Source organism: Nocardia salmonicida NBRC 13393 (assembly GCF_001613085.1).
GTDB lineage: Bacteria > Actinomycetota > Actinomycetes > Mycobacteriales > Mycobacteriaceae > Nocardia > Nocardia salmonicida.
Window position 1 is genome coordinate 263,697 of record NZ_BDBR01000008.1, and the last position, 14,692, is coordinate 278,388.

Sequence of the window (14,692 nt, forward strand, 5' to 3'; positions counted from 1 at the left end):
ACGTGCTGGCAGAGCAGAGCTGCCGACACCCTACGGCCGTCCGTCCGGCGCCCGGTGGATCTCGACCAGCTTGCGCGCGTCGCGGCCCGGCGGCAGGCCGTCGGCCCGGCGGCGGATAAGGTGACTCACCGTGGATACCGCTTCGCTGACCGGCAAGGAACTCGCCGCCGCCATCAACGCCGACTCGAAGGAGCGCGCGGCCGCGCTCACCGCCGCCGGCACCGCGCCGACGCTGGCGCTGATCGTCGCCAATGACGACCCGGCGAGCGCCTGGTATGTGAACTCCCTGCGCAAGGCCGCCGAACGACTCGGAATCGCCTGCGAGCGCATCGATCTCGGCGCCGACGCGAGCGCCGAGACGATTCGCGCCGAACTGAGCGCGCGCAGCGCCGACCCGGCCACCGACGCGATCATGCTGCAGACCCCGCTGCCGGCCGGCGTGAACCTCGACGACGTGAGTTCCGCGATCGCCGCGACCAAGGACGTCGACGGCGTCAGCCCGCTGTCGCTCGGCCTGCTCGCCTCCGGCCTCGACGGTTTCGTTCCCGCCACCTCCGAAGCCGTCGTCGAGCTGCTGAAGCATCACGGCATCGCGCTGCAGGGGCGTCTCGTCACCGTGGTCGGTCGCTCCAATATCGTCGGCAAGCCGCTGGCTCAGCTGCTGCTCGCCGAGAACGCGACCGTCACGGTCGCGCACTCACGCACCGCCGACCTGACCGCGGTCACCACCCCCGCGGACATCGTGGTCGCCGCGGCGGGCCGGATCGGCCTGGTCACCGGCAAGCACATCGGCGAGGGTGCGGTGGTGATCGACGTGGGCACCAACGAAGCCGAAGACGGCGGCATCGTGGGCGATGTCGACGCGGCGTCGGTCATCGGCAAGGCGGCGGCGCTGAGCCCCGTTCCCGGTGGTGTCGGCCCGGTGACCACCGCGCTGCTCATGCGCCATGTGGTCGTCGCCGCCGAAAAAGCCCGCGCCTGAACACTTTTCACGAGAGGGCTGTGGTACCGCCCCACCGCTGACGGTTCGGCTGCCGTGGCCGCGTCGTGAGGCGGGCCCTCGTCCGGGTCTAGCGCGGTGCCGCTCCGAACGAGGTGATCAACGTTTTGTTGCCGATCTCGGCGGTCCCCACCAGCTGTGGTGTGTAGGTGCTCGGCGCCGAATCCGGTCGGAACGCGGTGATCTTGACGAGGTATTGATCGGCGAAGGCGCCCGGGGTGATCTCCACGCAGTGCGTGGTGCCCACCGGGGTCGAGTCGATCCCGGCCTGGATGGCAGCCGCGGAGGGCGCGACGGCATCGGAAGCCACGAGAGTCCGCGCCTGATCACCGGACCGTGCCACGTAATAGGCGTATTGGAAGGCCAGGATCGCCGCGATGCCGGACTCGGTGCCGCCCGCGCCGTTGCCCCGGGACATGGCGCCGATCTGTTCGGTGGGGCACTCGGCCGTCACCGGGCTCACCGAACTCGGGGCCAGGGGAGTGCTCGCCGCCGTGGATGCCGGTGCGGGCCCGCGTAGTTGGACGTAGGTGCCGCCGAGAAGGACGGCGCCTGCCACCGAGGCCACCAGCGGTGCGACCCATCGGGGCACGCGCCGTCGCTTGGAGCGATCGATCATCCGCGCGAAGACTTCGTCGTCACCGTTGTAGTCGGGTGCGGTACGCGAAGGCTCATCCTCGCCACCGTGGTCCTCGGAAGGGGCGTGTGCCGAAAAGGCGTCCGTGTCGGGGTAATCGGGTGCGGGGCGTGGTGGGAAGGTGTCCGTGCCACGGTAAGGGGAGGCCGGGCGCGGTGGGAAGGTGTCCGCACCGCGGTAATCGGACGCCGGTCGCGGCGGAAAGGTGTCCGCACCGCGGTCCTCGGGTGTGGAACGCGAATGCTGCGTCACCGCAGCGCCGTAGCTGGGTGTGGGATGTTCGAGGGTCGCCCACCCCGGGGTCGGCGAGGTGATGATCGGCAGTTGATCGGTGTCGGGTCCGTTGTCGCTCATCGAGAACGGGGTGTCCGGGAGACGGTGACGCGCACCGGGATCGAATTTTCCGCCGACAACGGGCAGCCGATCGGTGACGGTAGCGTCCGCCGGAACGACCCCGCTGGTCTCGGCCTCTCGAATGGCGGCGGCCGAGATGACCGGAATACCGGCCGGTGTCGTGGGTCCACCTTCGATGCGATGACGTGCACCGCTCGTCGGCTGCTCGCTCAGCCGACGAGGCCGTGGCGCGCCGAGGTCGCGTGAGCGCCGAATCGGGGTGACAGCAGCGAGCGGAGCACCTGCCGATCCCGGGTCGTGCTGTCGAGCCCCGATCGGTCTGTGCGCATCCGGTCGATCCATCGCCCCACCTTCATCAGGCTCGTCGCCGTCAGGGTATGTCCCGCAACGATTTCGTTACGGGCACGATACTGCCCTGACGGCGCGTTCGCCGAATGCCACGAGGGAAAATGTTTACCAGTGGATATAGACCTCGTCGCCGATGCCGACATTCTCGAAGTACCAGGCGGCGTCGTCGGGTGCGAGGTTGATGCAGCCGTGGCTCACATTGGCGTTGCCCTGCGAGTCCACCGACCACGGCGCCGAGTGCACCATCACGCCACCCCAGGTGAGGCGAACGGCGTACTCACCGTCGACGATGTAGCCCTCCGGGTCGTCGAGCGGAATGCCGATCGTGCGCGAGTCGAACACCACCGCCCGATCCTTCTCGAGCACGCTGAAGGTGCCGGTGGGCGTCTCGAAACCGGGCTTGCCCATCGACGCGGGCATCACCCGCACAACCTGTCCACCCTGGCTGACGGTGAAGGTGTGCGTCGAGAGATTCGCCTCTGCGTACGTGCCACCGCCGTACTGGGTGCGCTGGCCTCCGATCAGGTCCGCGGACGCGGCTCCCGACCAGGACGCGGCTAATACTGCCGCCATGATCGCGACGAACAGGAAACGAAATGCGCTCCTCATAAACGCCACCCCTTCACTCACTCGTAGGCGGATTCCAAGTCTAGGCCGCCATGATCAACTCGACCTATCGAAGTGGTAACGGCCGTCGGGTCCATCGGTGTGTCGTCTTGCGTTCGTGCAGGTCGGGGCCCCGATAAAACGTTCTCACTTCGAGATCGGTGGTGCCGAGCGCCCCGGTTGCGGTACCGGGGCCGGTTCGGCGCTGCGCGCGGCATCGAATTGGGCTCTGGCGGCGGTGATCTCTGTGTGGTGTTCGACCACCCAGGCGCCCATCGCCTGGCTGATCCGCCCCAGATCGGCCCCGAGCGCGGTGATGCCGTATTCCACTCGGGGCGGCATGGTGGGGAACACCTCGCGTCGGACCAGGCCGTCACGTTCCAGGTCGCGCAGTGTGCGGGTGAGCACCTTCTGGGTGATGCCGTCCAGGCGTCTGCGCAGTTCGTTGAAACGCACCGGCCCGCCCGCCTCACGTAGGCTGCCGAGCACCAGCAGGACCCATTTGTCGGCGAGTACCGACAGCAATTGCCGCGCGGGGCAGTCACGAAGGAACGCCTCGACCGAACTCTGCTCACCGACGGTATCCATGAGGTACCACGGTATCCGAAAGGTGCCTACTTCCGCTGGGACACCGGTCGGAGCAGACTCGACGGTATGTGGCAGATCGTGCAGAGATCATTCGGCGGACCCGACGTCTTCGAGCGCGTGCAGGCGCCGCGCCCGACGCCGGGTCCGGGGGAGGTGTTGGTGCGGGTCGTGGCGACCAGCGTCAACGCCGCGGACTGGAAGGTGCGAAGCGGCCTGATCCGGAGCCTGGGTGAGCCGCCGCTCGTGCTCGGACTCGATGTGTCCGGAGTGGTCGCGGCGGTGGGCGACGGCGCGACGCTGTTCGCGCCGGGAGAAGCGGTGTACGGCATGGTGTTCGGCGGCGCCAACGCGGAATACGTGCTGGCGCAGGAGAGTCGGCTGGCGCGCGTCCCCGTCTCGATCGACCCGGTCCACGCGGCCGCGCTTCCGGTGGCCGGGGTCACCGCCTGGCAGGCACTGGCCTCGGTGCGGTCGGGGGAGCGGGTTCTCGTGCACGCGGCCGCCGGTGGGGTCGGGCATCTGGCAGTACAGATCGCCGCCCGGCGCGGCACGTGGATCGCGGCCACCGCGCGCAGCGGCAACCATGCCTATCTCCGTGGACTCGGCGTCACCGAACCGATCGATTACCCGACCACCGATTTCACCACCGCGGTGCGCGAGGTCGACCTGGTGCTGGATCTGATCGGCGGCGACTACACGGATCGGTCGTTGACCGTGCTGAGCGATACCGGCCGGGTGGTGGCCGCCGAAGGTCCGCCGACACATCCCGATTCGCGAGTGCATCGGCTCTATGTCGAACCGACGACCGCCGCGCTCGACGAGCTCGCGGCGGCGGTCGACCGCGGCGAGCTGACCGTCGACATCGCTGAGATCCTGCCGATCACCGAACTCGCCGCCGCGCATCGGCGCAGCGAATCCGGCCGGGTCCGCGGCAAGATCGTGCTCACCGCGGACCGCTGACTCAGCCGCGTACGGCGTGCAGCACGTCGCCGTGCAGGGCGTCGGCGCGGGCCGCGATGGTCTCGACGTGCAGCAGTGCAGCGGCGAACGGGTCGCCGAGGTCGGCGGGCAGGGACCCGACGTTGATCTCGATATTGAGCTGCGAGCTCATCGCCGCGGCGCGGGCGGCGTCGGCGGCGGCACCGATGTCGGTGACCACGTTCGGATTGCCGATCGGCAGCAGTTCGGCCGCCAGGGAGAGGATCTCGTCGGCCTCGTCGACCACGGCGGCGGGTACGCGCGCGGCTTCGACGAGGGCGGCGTTGATCGCCGCGGTGCGGGCGCCGATCTCGGCGTCGGTGTCCTTCGGCAGTTTGTAGGCGGCGCCGACGGCGGTGAACGCGGCCGCGTCGGCATCGGCGAGGGCGAGCGACCTGGCCACCGCGGCATCGGCGGCCACGATGATCTGGTCGATCACCGGCCGGTTGTCCGCGTCCTTGGCCCGAGTCGTGTAGCGCGCCACCATCGCCACCAGCGCGGCGGCCTGCGCGGCATGCAGCGCGGCCACGGCCCCGCCACCGGGGGCGGGAACCTTCGCGGCCAGCTCCGACAGGTAGTGCTCCAAGGTCACCGAACCGAAGGAGGGGGCGATCTGCTGCGGCGACACGGTGGGCTGCGACACGACGGGGTGGCCTTTCGATGCGGCGAGAATTGCGTGGAATCTTCTCCCAACGCTACCGCGTGCCCGCCCACGCACCCCGCTCGACCAGCACCTGCGCCGACAGACCGACCGGTCGGGGTCGGCGCGTCGTCCGGGGCTATGTTGGGTGCATGCGGATCGGATTGAGCATCAACTACACGGACGGTTTCAAGGAAACGGCGGCCGAGGTCGCCGACCTGGAACGCGCCGGCCTCGACATCGTCTTCGTGCCGGAGGCGTACTCGTTCGACGCGGTGAGCGCGCTGGGCTTCCTGGCCGCCCGCACCGAGCGAGTGCAGCTGGCCTCGGGCATCCTGCAGCTCTACACCCGGACCCCCAGCCTCACCGCGATGACCGCGGCGGGCCTGGACTACGTCTCCGACGGCCGGTTCATCCTCGGCATCGGCGCCTCGGGCCCGCAGGTCATCGAGGGCTTCCACGGCGTTCCCTACGACGCCCCGATCGGCCGCACCCGCGAACTGCTCGAAATCTGCCGCACGGTGTGGCGCCGCGAGAAGCTCAACTACCAGGGCAAGTACTACCAGATTCCGCTGCCCGCCGAGCGTGGCACCGGCCTCGGCAAAGAGCTCAAGCTGATCAATCACCCGGTGCGCGCGGACATTCCGGTGCTGCTGGCCGCGCTCGGCCCGAAGAACGTGGAGCTGGCCGCCGAGGTCGCCAACGGCTGGCAGCCGATCTTCTTCCTGCCGGAGAAGGCGAACGACGTATGGGGCGACGCGCTCGCCGCGGGCAAGACCAAGCGTGATCCGGCGCTGGGCGAGCTCGACATCTTCGCCGGTCCCGCACTGGCGATCGGTGAGAACGTCACCGGGCTGCTCGAGTTCGTGAAGCCGCACCTGGCGCTCTACATCGGCGGCATGGGCGCCAAGGGCAAGAACTTCTATCACACCCTCGCCACCAAGTACGGCTACGGCGAAGCCGCCGACCGCATCCAGGAGCTGTACCTGGCAGGCGACAAGCAGGCCGCCACCCAGGCTGTGCCCGACGAGCTGGTGCGCGACGTGTCGCTGATCGGTCCGGAGAGCTTCGTGAAGGAGCGCATCGCGGCGATGGCCGAGGCGGGCGTCACCACGCTCAACGTCACGCCGATCGCCGAGAACGCGGCAGGACGGGTGAAGCTGATCGAGCAGCTGCGCTCGCTCTGCTGACACCCACCGACGACAAACGCGCCGCCGTCCGGACATTCCCGGGCGGCGGCGCGTTGTGTTGTGTCAGGACGTGAACGACGCCAACGCGGCGTCCAGGGTGGTGTGCATGGCGAACACCTGGTCCAGGCTCGTCATCTTCAGCTGACGACTGGTGGCAGGTCCGTCGGCCACGACCGCGATCGAGGTGGTCTCGCCTGCCCGCTGATGCGCGGCGACCAGCGTCGCCATGCCTGCCGACGCCAGGAACCCGACCGCGGTCAGGTCGATCACCAGCGCCGCCGGTTTATCGGCCAGGATGGCCTCGATGGTGGCGTCGAGGGCAGGTGCGGTCGCCAGGTCGACCTCGCCGGTCACCGTCAGCACCGTGACGCCGTCGTGTACCGCCGTCGTGGTGGTCATCGTGTCCGTGAGTGGATACGCGTCTCCGGAAGAGTTGGTCACTGTTCAACAACACACAACTTCGCCCGAATACGCAAGCCGCAGGGGTGCTCGCCGCTAGATCGCCCTGGTCGGCATCGGGTTCTCAGGCCTCGCCGCCGCCGAGGCCGGACAGGCGAACATGGCGAGCTTCGGACGCGGCGTTGAGCCCGATGATCTCCACCTGCTTGCCCTTGTTCGCGTACTTGGTGGTGATGGCATCGAGCGCGGCGACGGTGGAGGCGTCCCAGATGTGGCTCTCGGACAGGTCGATCACGATGTTCGCCGGATCGTCGACGTAGTCGAACTGGTAGACGAGATCGTTGCTGGAGGCGAAGAACAGCTCGCCGCGCACCTTGTAGACGCGGATGTCGTCGGCGGTGGGCACCGGCACGACCTCGGTGAAGTGCGCGACCCGATGCGCGAACGCCACCATCGCGGCCAGCACCCCGACGATCACGCCGTAGGCCAGATTGTGCGTGACGACGGTGACGAGCACGGTCACCAGCATCACCGTGGTCTCCGCGACGGGCATGCGCCGCAATGTCTTCGGTGCGATGGAATGCCAATCGAAGGTCCCGACCGACACCATGATCATCACCGCGACCAGCACCGCCATCGGGATCTGCGCCACCAGTCCACCGAGTCCGACGACCAACCCCAGCAGGAAGACACCGGCCAGGAACGTCGAGATCCGGGTCCGCGCTCCGGAGACCTTGACGTTGATCATGGTCTGGCCGATCATCGCGCACCCGCCCATCCCGCCGAAGAACCCGGTGACGAGATTGGCCACGCCCTGACCCCAGCCCTCGCGGGTCTTGTCCGAATGCGAATCGGTGATGTCGTCGACGAGCTTGGCCGTCATCAGCGATTCGAGCAGACCGACCAGCGCCATCGCGAGCGCGAACGGCGCGATGATCCGCAGTGTGTCCAGATTCCACGGCACGTCCGGTATCCCGGGCGAGGGCAGACTCTTCGGCAGCGCGCCCTCGTCACCCACATTCGGGACATCCAGGGACAACGCCATCGTCACCGCGGTGAGCGCCACGATCGCGACGAGCGGCGCCGGCACCGCGGTGGTCAGTTTGGGCAGCAACACCAGAATCGCCAGGCTCGCCGCCAGCATCGGATACACCAGCCAGGGCACCCCGATCAGGTACGGGAGCTGGGTGAGAAAGACCGAGATGGCCAGCGCGTTCACGAACCCGACCATCACGCTGCGCGGAATGAAGCGCATCAACCTGGCCACCCCGACCACGCTCAGCACGATCTGGAACACCCCCGCCAGCAGCACCGTCGCGATCAGATAGTCGATCCCGTACTCGCGCACCACCGGCGCGATCACCAGCGCCACCGCGCCCGTCGCCGCCGAGATCATCGCGGGCCTGCCGCCGGTGAACGCGATCGTCACCGCCATGGTGAACGAGGCGAACAGCCCCACTCGCGGATCCACCCCGGCGATGATCGAGAACGAGATCGCCTCGGGTATCAGGGCCAGCGCGACGATCAGTCCGCCCAGCACTTCGGTCCGTAGTCGTCTCGGGCTGCGTAGCGCCGCGAGCACCGAGATGTCGTCTCGATGTGATCGAGGTGCCGTCGCGGCCATCCCGAACTCCGTTCCCTGACAGGTGCCGGGTGATCCGGCAATCGCTAACCTTAACTATGCGTCAGGTCGGGGACGTGGCTGGTGTACGAGGGTGTGCAGGGTAGGGGCTGGTGTTATTCCGATGTCGTCGTACTGTGAGGGCGTGAACATCGATGTGACGCCTTTACCGGGAATCGGCGTATGCAAGGACTTTCCGCTGGCGGAGGCGCGTCGCCGGATCGGCGTGATCGAGCATCGTGACGGCTCCGTCGACCTGGTTGTCTCGCGCGCCGGTGACTACGACTCGACGACGTCGATTCCTCTGTCGGACACCGAGATCGGCGTGCTCGCCGGGTTACTCGGCGCGCCGCAGGTGGTGCAGAAGACGCGGGAGACCCACAGCGCGGGCGAGCTGTCGACCAGGCAGTTCGCGATCGACCGCGGCAGCCCCTTCGACGGTCGCCCCCTGCGTGACACCGAGATGCGCACTCGTACCAAGGCCTCGGTCGTCGCGGTGGTGCGCGCGGGTGAGGTAACTCCTTCACCGGGGACCGATTTCACCTTCGTCTCCGGTGACCTGGTCGTCGTGATCGGCACCGACGAGGGCCTCGACGCCGCCGGAAGGCTGCTCGGCGCGGGCTGAGAATCCATACGGATAGTAAAGGGCAGGTAAGGTATCCCTAGCTGAGGTTAGGTGATCCCATGAATGTAGAAGTGACGTCCCTGCCGGGAATCGGTGTCCGCAAAGAGTTTTCACTGTCGAAGGTGGACCGCCGCATCGGCATCGTCGACCACCGCGACGGTGGTACCGACCTGATTTTCACCAAGGTCGGCGACCCCGATTCGACCGTACAGATTCCACTGTCCGCGGTCGAGGCCCGCACGCTGGCGAGCCTGCTCGGCGCACCCCAGTTGGTCGCGCAGCTGCGCGAAGAACATCGCGAACTCGACGGAGTGAGCACGCGATCGATGTTGGTTCCGCCGAATTCGCCGTACGCGTCGCGGCGGTTGGGCGATACCGAGCTGCGGACCAAGACGCGCGCCTCGATCGTGGCGGTCCTGCGCGCGGGGCAGGTCCTGGCCTCACCGGGACCGGAATTCGTGTTCGCCAGTGGCGATATGGTCGTCGTGGTCGGCACGAATGCCGGGTTGGACGCCGCCGCTTCGATCCTGACCGACGGCTGAGCCGGTGGAGATCAGTGGAACCGCGCTGGCACTGATCCAGCTGGGGGCTGTGTTCTTCGGGTTGGGCGTACTGGGGCGCATCGCGGCGCGCATCGGCCTCTCGCCGATCCCGCTCTACCTGCTCGGGGGTTTGGTCTTCGGTACCGGCGGGCTGATCGAGCTGCACGAGGTGGAGGACTTCATCCACATCGCCAGTGAGATCGGCGTCGTGCTGCTGCTGTTGCTGCTCGGATTGGAATACACCGCCGGTGAATTGGTCACCGGCATGCGCAAATCGTGGCCCGCGGGTCTGCTCGACCTGGTGCTCAACGCGACCCCCGGTGTGATCGTGGCGCTGATGCTCGGCCTCGGTCCCACCGGGGCGATCGCGATGGCCGGCGTCACCTACATCTCCTCGTCGGGCATCGTCGCCAAGGTGCTCAACGACCTGGGTCGACTGGGTAACCGCGAGACGCCGACCGTGCTGTCGATCCTGGTGTTCGAGGACCTGGCGATGGCGGTGTATCTGCCGGTGCTCACCGCGGTGCTGGCCGGTGTCGGGTTCGTGGCCGGGATGACCACCGTGGGAATCGCGCTGGTCGCGGTGACCGTGGTGCTCGTCGTCGCGCTGCGCTACGGCAGATATGTCTCGGCGATCGTGGCCAGTGAGGATCGTGAGATCTTCCTGCTCAAGCTGCTCGGTTCGGCGCTGCTGGTGGCGGGTATCGCCTCGGCGGTGCAGGTGTCGGCGGCGGTCGGCGCGTTCCTGCTCGGTATCGCGATCTCGGATTCGACCGCGCACGACGCCACCAAGATCCTCGAACCGCTGCGCGACCTGTTCGCGGCGATGTTCTTCGTGCTGTTCGGGTTGAGCACCGATCCGGCGAGTATTCCGCCGGTGCTCGGCTGGGCGGTGCTGCTGGCGGTGGTCACCACGATCACCAAGATCGCCACCGGGTGGTGGGCGGCCAAGCGCGCGGGGGCCTCGCAACTGGGCCGGGCTCGGGCCGGTACCGCCTTGGTGGCGCGCGGTGAATTCTCGATCGTCATCGCGGGCCTCGCGGTCGCCGCGGGCGCGGTACCCGCCGAATTCGCCGCCCTGGCCACCACGTACGTGCTCCTGATGGCCATCATCGGCCCGATCGGTGCCCGCATCGTGGAACCGGTGATGCGTCTGGTGGTCGGTCGCAAGCAGCGTGTGCAGGTCGATCCGCTCGCGGAATGAACGATCTCGACGAGGCCCTCGCGATCGTTCGCGGGGCCTTCGGCGTTCTCATGGCTCGATCAGTCCGGCCCGAATCGCGTACCTGGTCAGGTCGAGCCGGTCGCGCAGGCCCAGTTTCTGCAGGATATTGGCGCGATGCCGGTCGACGGTCTTCGCGCTGATCACCAGCTCGGCGGCGATCTCACGCGCGGAGTACCCCTCGGCGATCAGCTTGAGCACTTCTTCCTCGCGGGGGGTGAGGATCGTTTCCGGCAGCGCCGAGCCCTGCCGGGCGAGTTGGAGGTAGTCGCGCACGAGGGCGGTGACCGCGCCGGGGTAGAGGAACGATTCACCACGCATCGTCGCCCGGCACGCCTCGATGAGGTCGCGATCGGCCACCGACTTCAGCACGTAGCCGGAGGCGCCGGCCTTGAGCGACTCGAAGAAGTACTGCTCGTTGTCGTACATCGACAGCATCAGGATGCGTACCGGATGGTTGTTCCTGGTGATCTCGCGGGCGGCCTGGATACCGGTCATCCGCGGCATGGCGATATCGAGGATCACCAGGTCGATGCTGTCGTCGGCGATCGCGGTGACCGCGTCGAGTCCGTTGGCGGCCTCCGCGACGACGAGCAGATCCGGCTCGTTGTCCAGGATCATCCGCAGACCGCTGCGCACCAGCGCGTGGTCGTCGGCCAGCAGGATCCGAGTTGGCGCGCTCATGCCGGTACCTCGTCACGAGCCGGGACCGGGATGACCAACTCGACCGCCGTGCCGCCCGACACCGGGGAGGTGATGGTCAGGGTCGCGTCGATCAGCATGGCGCGCTCGCGCATTCCACGGATGCCCGCTCCGTCCTCGACCGCGCCGCCGCGACCGTTGTCGGTGACCTCGAGGATCACGGTGTCCTCGCGTGCCGCGATCAGCAGGCTCACCTCGTCGGCTCCCGCGTGGCGCAACACGTTCGTCAGGCTCTCCTGCGCGACCCGGTAGCAGACGAGTTCGATATCGGGGTCGAGGCGGCTGATCGCCGGGTCGACCTCTCGACGCACGGAAATGCCTGCCGTGCGGCTGAATTCGTGACACAGCGCGGTGATCGCGCTGTGCAGACCGAGGTCTTCGAGCACATCGGGCCGCAGCCGCGAGGCGATCCCGCGGACCTCGTCCAGGCACCCACGCACCGTCTCCTGCGCCGCCTCGACCTCCGCACGCAACTCGGCGGGCGCCCGGTCCACGACGCGTTTGAGCCGCAACAGCGCCACGGTCAGGCTCTGGCCGATCTCGTCGTGCAGTTCGCGGGCGATGCGCCGACGCTCACCCTCCTGCGCGGCCAGCGCGGCACCACCGGCCACCGACCGTTCGGCTTCCAAGCGGTCGAGCATCGCGTTGAAGGTCTCGATCAGCTGATGGAAGTCCCCGCTCGCACCGCGCTCGAGGCGGACCGCCCGCCGGGGCGGGTCGACGCGGCGCATGGAGGCGACCAGCTCGTCGAGCGGAGCCAGCGAGGTGCGCAGGGCCACGGCGTTCGCCGTGAGGATCACCGCGAGTCCGATCACCAGCACCGGCACCTCGGTCAGGCGCAGCCGGGCCGACACCGTGGCCGGGGAGAGGGCCAGGATCAGCGTGCCGAGGGTGAAGATCACGCCGTTGAGCAAGCAGATCCGCCAGAACAACGCCGTCACCGGCGTTCGGATTCGCCGCGAGCGTCCTGCTCGCAGCGCTGCGGGACGGTTCATGACACCAGCATGCTGGCGCCCTCACGTTCTGTCCATGGTGCCCAGCACCCATCCCGCACCCGCTTACCCCGCCGGACCGGTCGACGAAATGGGTGTCACGGCCGATAGTGCCCGTGAACTGGGCGAACCAGACTCGGATCAGACGCTTTCGACGAGCCGAGGAAGGACCGCCGGCCATGGATATCGACCGGACGACGATCCCGGGAGCAGGTGTGCTGCACAGCTTCCACACTCGCCACGGCGCCCGCTTCGCCCTGCTGACGCACTCGTCGGGAGCGCGACGCCTGCTCGCCTACGCCAGTGGCAGCGACGAACCCACGGTCGACATCGAACTGGAGCCCGACGAAGCCGATCAGGTCGCCGAGCTCATGCATTCGCGGCCGTTCGGTGACCGGCTCACTCGCCTCGAACAACGGCTCGACCTCCTGACCGGACGGAAGGCACACCCGTGAGCACAGTCGAATCCCCCCGGAGCCATGCCATGCGTGCACGCGATATCGCGATGAACCTGCCGACCGTCCGTATCAGCGACCCCGTCGCCCGCGCGGTCCGGCTGATGGTGGTCAACCGGTTGCCGGGTCTGATCGTCGTCGACGAGCTGGACCGGCCGGTGGCGGTCCTGCCCGGAACCCAGGTGCTGCGCCTGGCGATTCCCGCCTCCTACCACGACGACCCGACGCTGGTGCGCACGATCGACGAGGTGCACGCCGACCTGTTCTGGCAGGAACCGGGCAGCCTCACTGTCGGCGACTGTCTGCCCGACGGCGCGAGCAAACCGGTCACCGTTACCCCGGACGCGACCCTGCTGGAAATCGCGATCCTGATGGCGCGCAAGCACAGTCCGCTCATCGCCGTGGTCGACCGCTCGCGCACGTTGTGCGGCGCGATCACCCTGGAACGGTTGCTGACCAGCCTCGCTGTCGTCGGCCCCGGCGACTGAACGCCACGCCGCGCATGGCCGCAGTGCTTGCCGTCATCATCTTCGTGGTCGCCTTCTTCTTCATCGCCACGGAGAAGGCCGACAAGGTCAAGACCGTACTGATCGCCGCGGGCGCGATGGCCCTGCTCGGCCTGATCCCCGGCGACGAAGTCTTCTATTCCGCCCACGAGGGCATCGACTGGAATGTCATCTTCCTGCTGCTCGGGATGATGATCATCGTCGGTGTCATCAAGCAGACCGGCCTGTTCGACTACCTGGCGATCTGGTCGGCCAAACGCTCGCGGGGCAACCCGTATCGCCTGATGGTGATGCTGATGTTGATCACCGCGGTCGCGTCACCGTTTCTCGACAACGTCACCATCATCATGCTCGTCGCCCCGGTGACGCTGGTGGTGTGCCGACGCCTCGGCCTCGCCGCGCAACCGTTCCTGATCGCCGAGGTGCTCGCGTCCAACATCGGCGGCGCGGCGACGCTGATCGGCGACCCGCCCAACATCATCATCGCCAGCCGGGCCGGGCTCACGTTCAACGACTTCCTCGTGCACATGGCGCCGATCGTGGTGATCACCTTCGTGCTGTTCGTCGTGCTGACCCGGGTGCTGTTCCGCTCGGCGCTGCGCACCGATCCCACCTCGGTCGACACGGTGATGGCGTTGCAGGAACGACGCGCGATCCGTGATCCGAAACTGCTGGTGCGCTCGATGATCGTGCTCACCGGCGTGGTCGTCGGCTTCTGCCTGCACAGCGTGCTGCATGTCGCGCCGTCGGTGATCGCGCTGGTCGGCGCGGGCATCATGGTGCTCGTCTCCGGCCTCGACATCGGCGACATCCTGCAGGAGGTGGAGTGGTCCACGCTGGTGTTCTTCATGGGCCTGTTCGTGATGGTCGCCGGCCTGGTGCACACCGGGGTGATCGCCACGATCGGCGACGCCGCGATCGGGTGGGTGGGTGACGACTACTTCCTGGCCGCGACCGCCCTGGTCTTCGGTTCGGCGATCCTGGGCGCGTTCGTCGACAACATCCCCTACACCGCGACCATGGCGCCGGTGGTCGAAGACATCGTCGCGGGTGCGCCGGATCCGGCTACCGGCCGATCGCTGTGGTGGGCCTTCGCTTTGGGCGCCGACTTCGGTGGGAACGGCACGGCGGTGGCGGCCAGCGCCAATGTGGTCGCACTCGGGATCGCCGCTCGCGCGGGGCAGCGGATCACCTTCTGGCAGTTCACGAAGTACGGCATGTCGGTCACGATGCTCAGTAGCTTCATCGCCTGGATCTACGTCTGGATCCGCTACTTCTGAGCCGTTG

At 67.9% G+C, this 14,692-nt stretch carries 16 protein-coding genes and 1 pseudogene; 9 read left to right on the plus strand and 8 right to left on the minus strand.

Annotation, left to right across the window (positions count from 1 at the left end):
- The first annotated feature begins 130 nt into the window (after positions 1–130).
- On the plus strand, positions 131–982 hold the full coding sequence (locus NS1_RS09035) for a bifunctional 5,10-methylenetetrahydrofolate dehydrogenase/5,10-methenyltetrahydrofolate cyclohydrolase (protein WP_062983261.1): 852 nt from the start codon (positions 131–133) through the stop codon (positions 980–982).
- A gap of 88 nt (positions 983–1,070) precedes the next feature.
- Here the strand turns inward: NS1_RS09035 and NS1_RS09040 are convergent, their stop codons facing one another.
- The 3 genes and pseudogenes from NS1_RS09040 to NS1_RS09050 form a co-directional block, all read right to left on the minus strand.
- Positions 1,071–2,333: a DUF8176 domain-containing protein gene (locus NS1_RS09040; protein ID WP_062983269.1), complete on the minus strand. Its 1,263-nt coding sequence runs from the start codon at positions 2,331–2,333 to the stop codon at positions 1,071–1,073.
- A gap of 111 nt (positions 2,334–2,444) precedes the next feature.
- A pseudogene (locus NS1_RS09045) lies at positions 2,445–2,816 on the minus strand (L,D-transpeptidase); the annotation flags it as partial.
- Between the two features lie 276 nt (positions 2,817–3,092).
- Positions 3,093–3,533, minus strand: a complete 441-nt coding sequence (locus tag NS1_RS09050; RefSeq protein ID WP_062983271.1) for a winged helix-turn-helix transcriptional regulator — start codon at positions 3,531–3,533, stop codon at positions 3,093–3,095.
- A 78-nt stretch (positions 3,534–3,611) separates the two neighbouring features.
- Between NS1_RS09050 and NS1_RS09055 the strand changes: the two genes are divergently transcribed.
- Positions 3,612–4,493 (plus strand): NADP-dependent oxidoreductase, encoded by an 882-nt coding sequence (locus NS1_RS09055; protein ID WP_255284467.1) that lies wholly within the window; start codon positions 3,612–3,614, stop codon positions 4,491–4,493.
- A gap of 1 nt (position 4,494) precedes the next feature.
- Here the strand turns inward: NS1_RS09055 and NS1_RS09060 are convergent, their stop codons facing one another.
- Positions 4,495–5,154, minus strand: a complete 660-nt coding sequence (locus NS1_RS09060) for a cyclodeaminase/cyclohydrolase family protein (protein ID WP_084503607.1) — start codon at positions 5,152–5,154, stop codon at positions 4,495–4,497.
- Positions 5,155–5,303: 149 nt separating this feature from the next.
- On the opposite strand from NS1_RS09060, the gene NS1_RS09065 reads away from it, so the two are divergent.
- On the plus strand, positions 5,304–6,341 hold the full coding sequence (locus NS1_RS09065) for an LLM class F420-dependent oxidoreductase (protein ID WP_062983275.1): 1,038 nt from the start codon (positions 5,304–5,306) through the stop codon (positions 6,339–6,341).
- A gap of 63 nt (positions 6,342–6,404) precedes the next feature.
- Here NS1_RS09065 and NS1_RS09070 read toward each other — a convergent pair whose 3' ends face one another.
- Positions 6,405–6,740 carry an STAS domain-containing protein gene (locus NS1_RS09070; protein WP_062983277.1) on the minus strand — a complete coding sequence of 112 codons (336 nt, stop codon included), beginning with the start codon at positions 6,738–6,740 and terminating at the stop codon, positions 6,405–6,407.
- Between the two features lie 124 nt (positions 6,741–6,864).
- Positions 6,865–8,364, minus strand: a complete 1,500-nt coding sequence (locus NS1_RS09075; protein WP_062983279.1) for a SulP family inorganic anion transporter — start codon at positions 8,362–8,364, stop codon at positions 6,865–6,867.
- A gap of 142 nt (positions 8,365–8,506) precedes the next feature.
- Here NS1_RS09075 and NS1_RS09080 point away from each other — a divergent pair, with 142 nt between their 5' ends.
- From NS1_RS09080 to NS1_RS09090, 3 genes are read left to right on the plus strand one after another with little or no spacing between them, the layout of a single operon-like run.
- On the plus strand, positions 8,507–8,986 hold the full coding sequence (locus tag NS1_RS09080; RefSeq protein WP_056810056.1) for a cation:proton antiporter regulatory subunit: 480 nt from the start codon (positions 8,507–8,509) through the stop codon (positions 8,984–8,986).
- A 59-nt stretch (positions 8,987–9,045) separates the two neighbouring features.
- Positions 9,046–9,528 carry a cation:proton antiporter regulatory subunit gene (locus NS1_RS09085; protein WP_062983281.1) on the plus strand — a complete coding sequence of 161 codons (483 nt, stop codon included), beginning with the start codon at positions 9,046–9,048 and terminating at the stop codon, positions 9,526–9,528.
- A 10-nt stretch (positions 9,529–9,538) separates the two neighbouring features.
- Positions 9,539–10,732, plus strand: coding sequence for a cation:proton antiporter (locus NS1_RS09090; protein ID WP_157125150.1), 1,194 nt, complete (start codon positions 9,539–9,541; stop codon positions 10,730–10,732).
- Positions 10,733–10,780: 48 nt separating this feature from the next.
- Here the strand turns inward: NS1_RS09090 and NS1_RS09095 are convergent, their stop codons facing one another.
- Positions 10,781–11,434: a response regulator gene (locus NS1_RS09095; RefSeq protein WP_062983285.1), complete on the minus strand. Its 654-nt coding sequence runs from the start codon at positions 11,432–11,434 to the stop codon at positions 10,781–10,783.
- Entirely contained in the window at positions 11,431–12,447 is a 1,017-nt protein-coding gene (locus tag NS1_RS09100; RefSeq protein ID WP_062983287.1) for a sensor histidine kinase, read from the minus strand. Before NS1_RS09100 ends, NS1_RS09095 begins: the two co-directional genes overlap by 4 nt.
- A gap of 176 nt (positions 12,448–12,623) precedes the next feature.
- Here NS1_RS09100 and NS1_RS09105 point away from each other — a divergent pair, with 176 nt between their 5' ends.
- From NS1_RS09105 to NS1_RS09115, 3 genes are read left to right on the plus strand one after another with little or no spacing between them, the layout of a single operon-like run.
- Complete coding sequence (locus NS1_RS09105; protein ID WP_062983289.1) at positions 12,624–12,899, plus strand: cation:proton antiporter regulatory subunit; 276 nt, start codon at positions 12,624–12,626, stop codon at positions 12,897–12,899.
- A 29-nt stretch (positions 12,900–12,928) separates the two neighbouring features.
- The gene (locus NS1_RS09110; protein ID WP_062983291.1) at positions 12,929–13,387 is read left to right on the plus strand and encodes a CBS domain-containing protein; all 459 of its coding nucleotides are present in this window, start codon (positions 12,929–12,931) and stop codon (positions 13,385–13,387) included.
- A 14-nt stretch (positions 13,388–13,401) separates the two neighbouring features.
- Positions 13,402–14,685, plus strand: a complete 1,284-nt coding sequence (locus tag NS1_RS09115) for an ArsB/NhaD family transporter (protein WP_084503608.1) — start codon at positions 13,402–13,404, stop codon at positions 14,683–14,685.
- Positions 14,686–14,692: the final 7 nt, after the last annotated feature.

Excerpts from the sequence above, each read along its gene's own strand:
- NS1_RS09040 (WP_062983269.1), bottom strand. The coding sequence starts at position 2,333 with ATGGATCGACCGGATGCGCACAGACCGATCGGGGCTCGACAGCACGAC.
- NS1_RS09050 (WP_062983271.1), bottom strand. The coding sequence starts at position 3,533 with ATGGATACCGTCGGTGAGCAGAGTTCGGTCGAGGCGTTCCTTCGTGAC.
- NS1_RS09065 (WP_062983275.1), top strand. The coding sequence starts at position 5,304 with ATGCGGATCGGATTGAGCATCAACTACACGGACGGTTTCAAGGAAACG.
- NS1_RS09070 (WP_062983277.1), bottom strand. The coding sequence starts at position 6,740 with ATGACCACCACGACGGCGGTACACGACGGCGTCACGGTGCTGACGGTG.
- NS1_RS09075 (WP_062983279.1), bottom strand. The coding sequence starts at position 8,364 with ATGGCCGCGACGGCACCTCGATCACATCGAGACGACATCTCGGTGCTC.
- NS1_RS09085 (WP_062983281.1), top strand. The coding sequence starts at position 9,046 with ATGAATGTAGAAGTGACGTCCCTGCCGGGAATCGGTGTCCGCAAAGAG.
- NS1_RS09095 (WP_062983285.1), bottom strand. The coding sequence starts at position 11,434 with ATGAGCGCGCCAACTCGGATCCTGCTGGCCGACGACCACGCGCTGGTG.
- NS1_RS09100 (WP_062983287.1), bottom strand. The coding sequence starts at position 12,447 with ATGAACCGTCCCGCAGCGCTGCGAGCAGGACGCTCGCGGCGAATCCGA.
- NS1_RS09105 (WP_062983289.1), top strand. The coding sequence starts at position 12,624 with ATGGATATCGACCGGACGACGATCCCGGGAGCAGGTGTGCTGCACAGC.
- NS1_RS09110 (WP_062983291.1), top strand. The coding sequence starts at position 12,929 with ATGCGTGCACGCGATATCGCGATGAACCTGCCGACCGTCCGTATCAGC.
- NS1_RS09115 (WP_084503608.1), top strand. The coding sequence starts at position 13,402 with ATGGCCGCAGTGCTTGCCGTCATCATCTTCGTGGTCGCCTTCTTCTTC.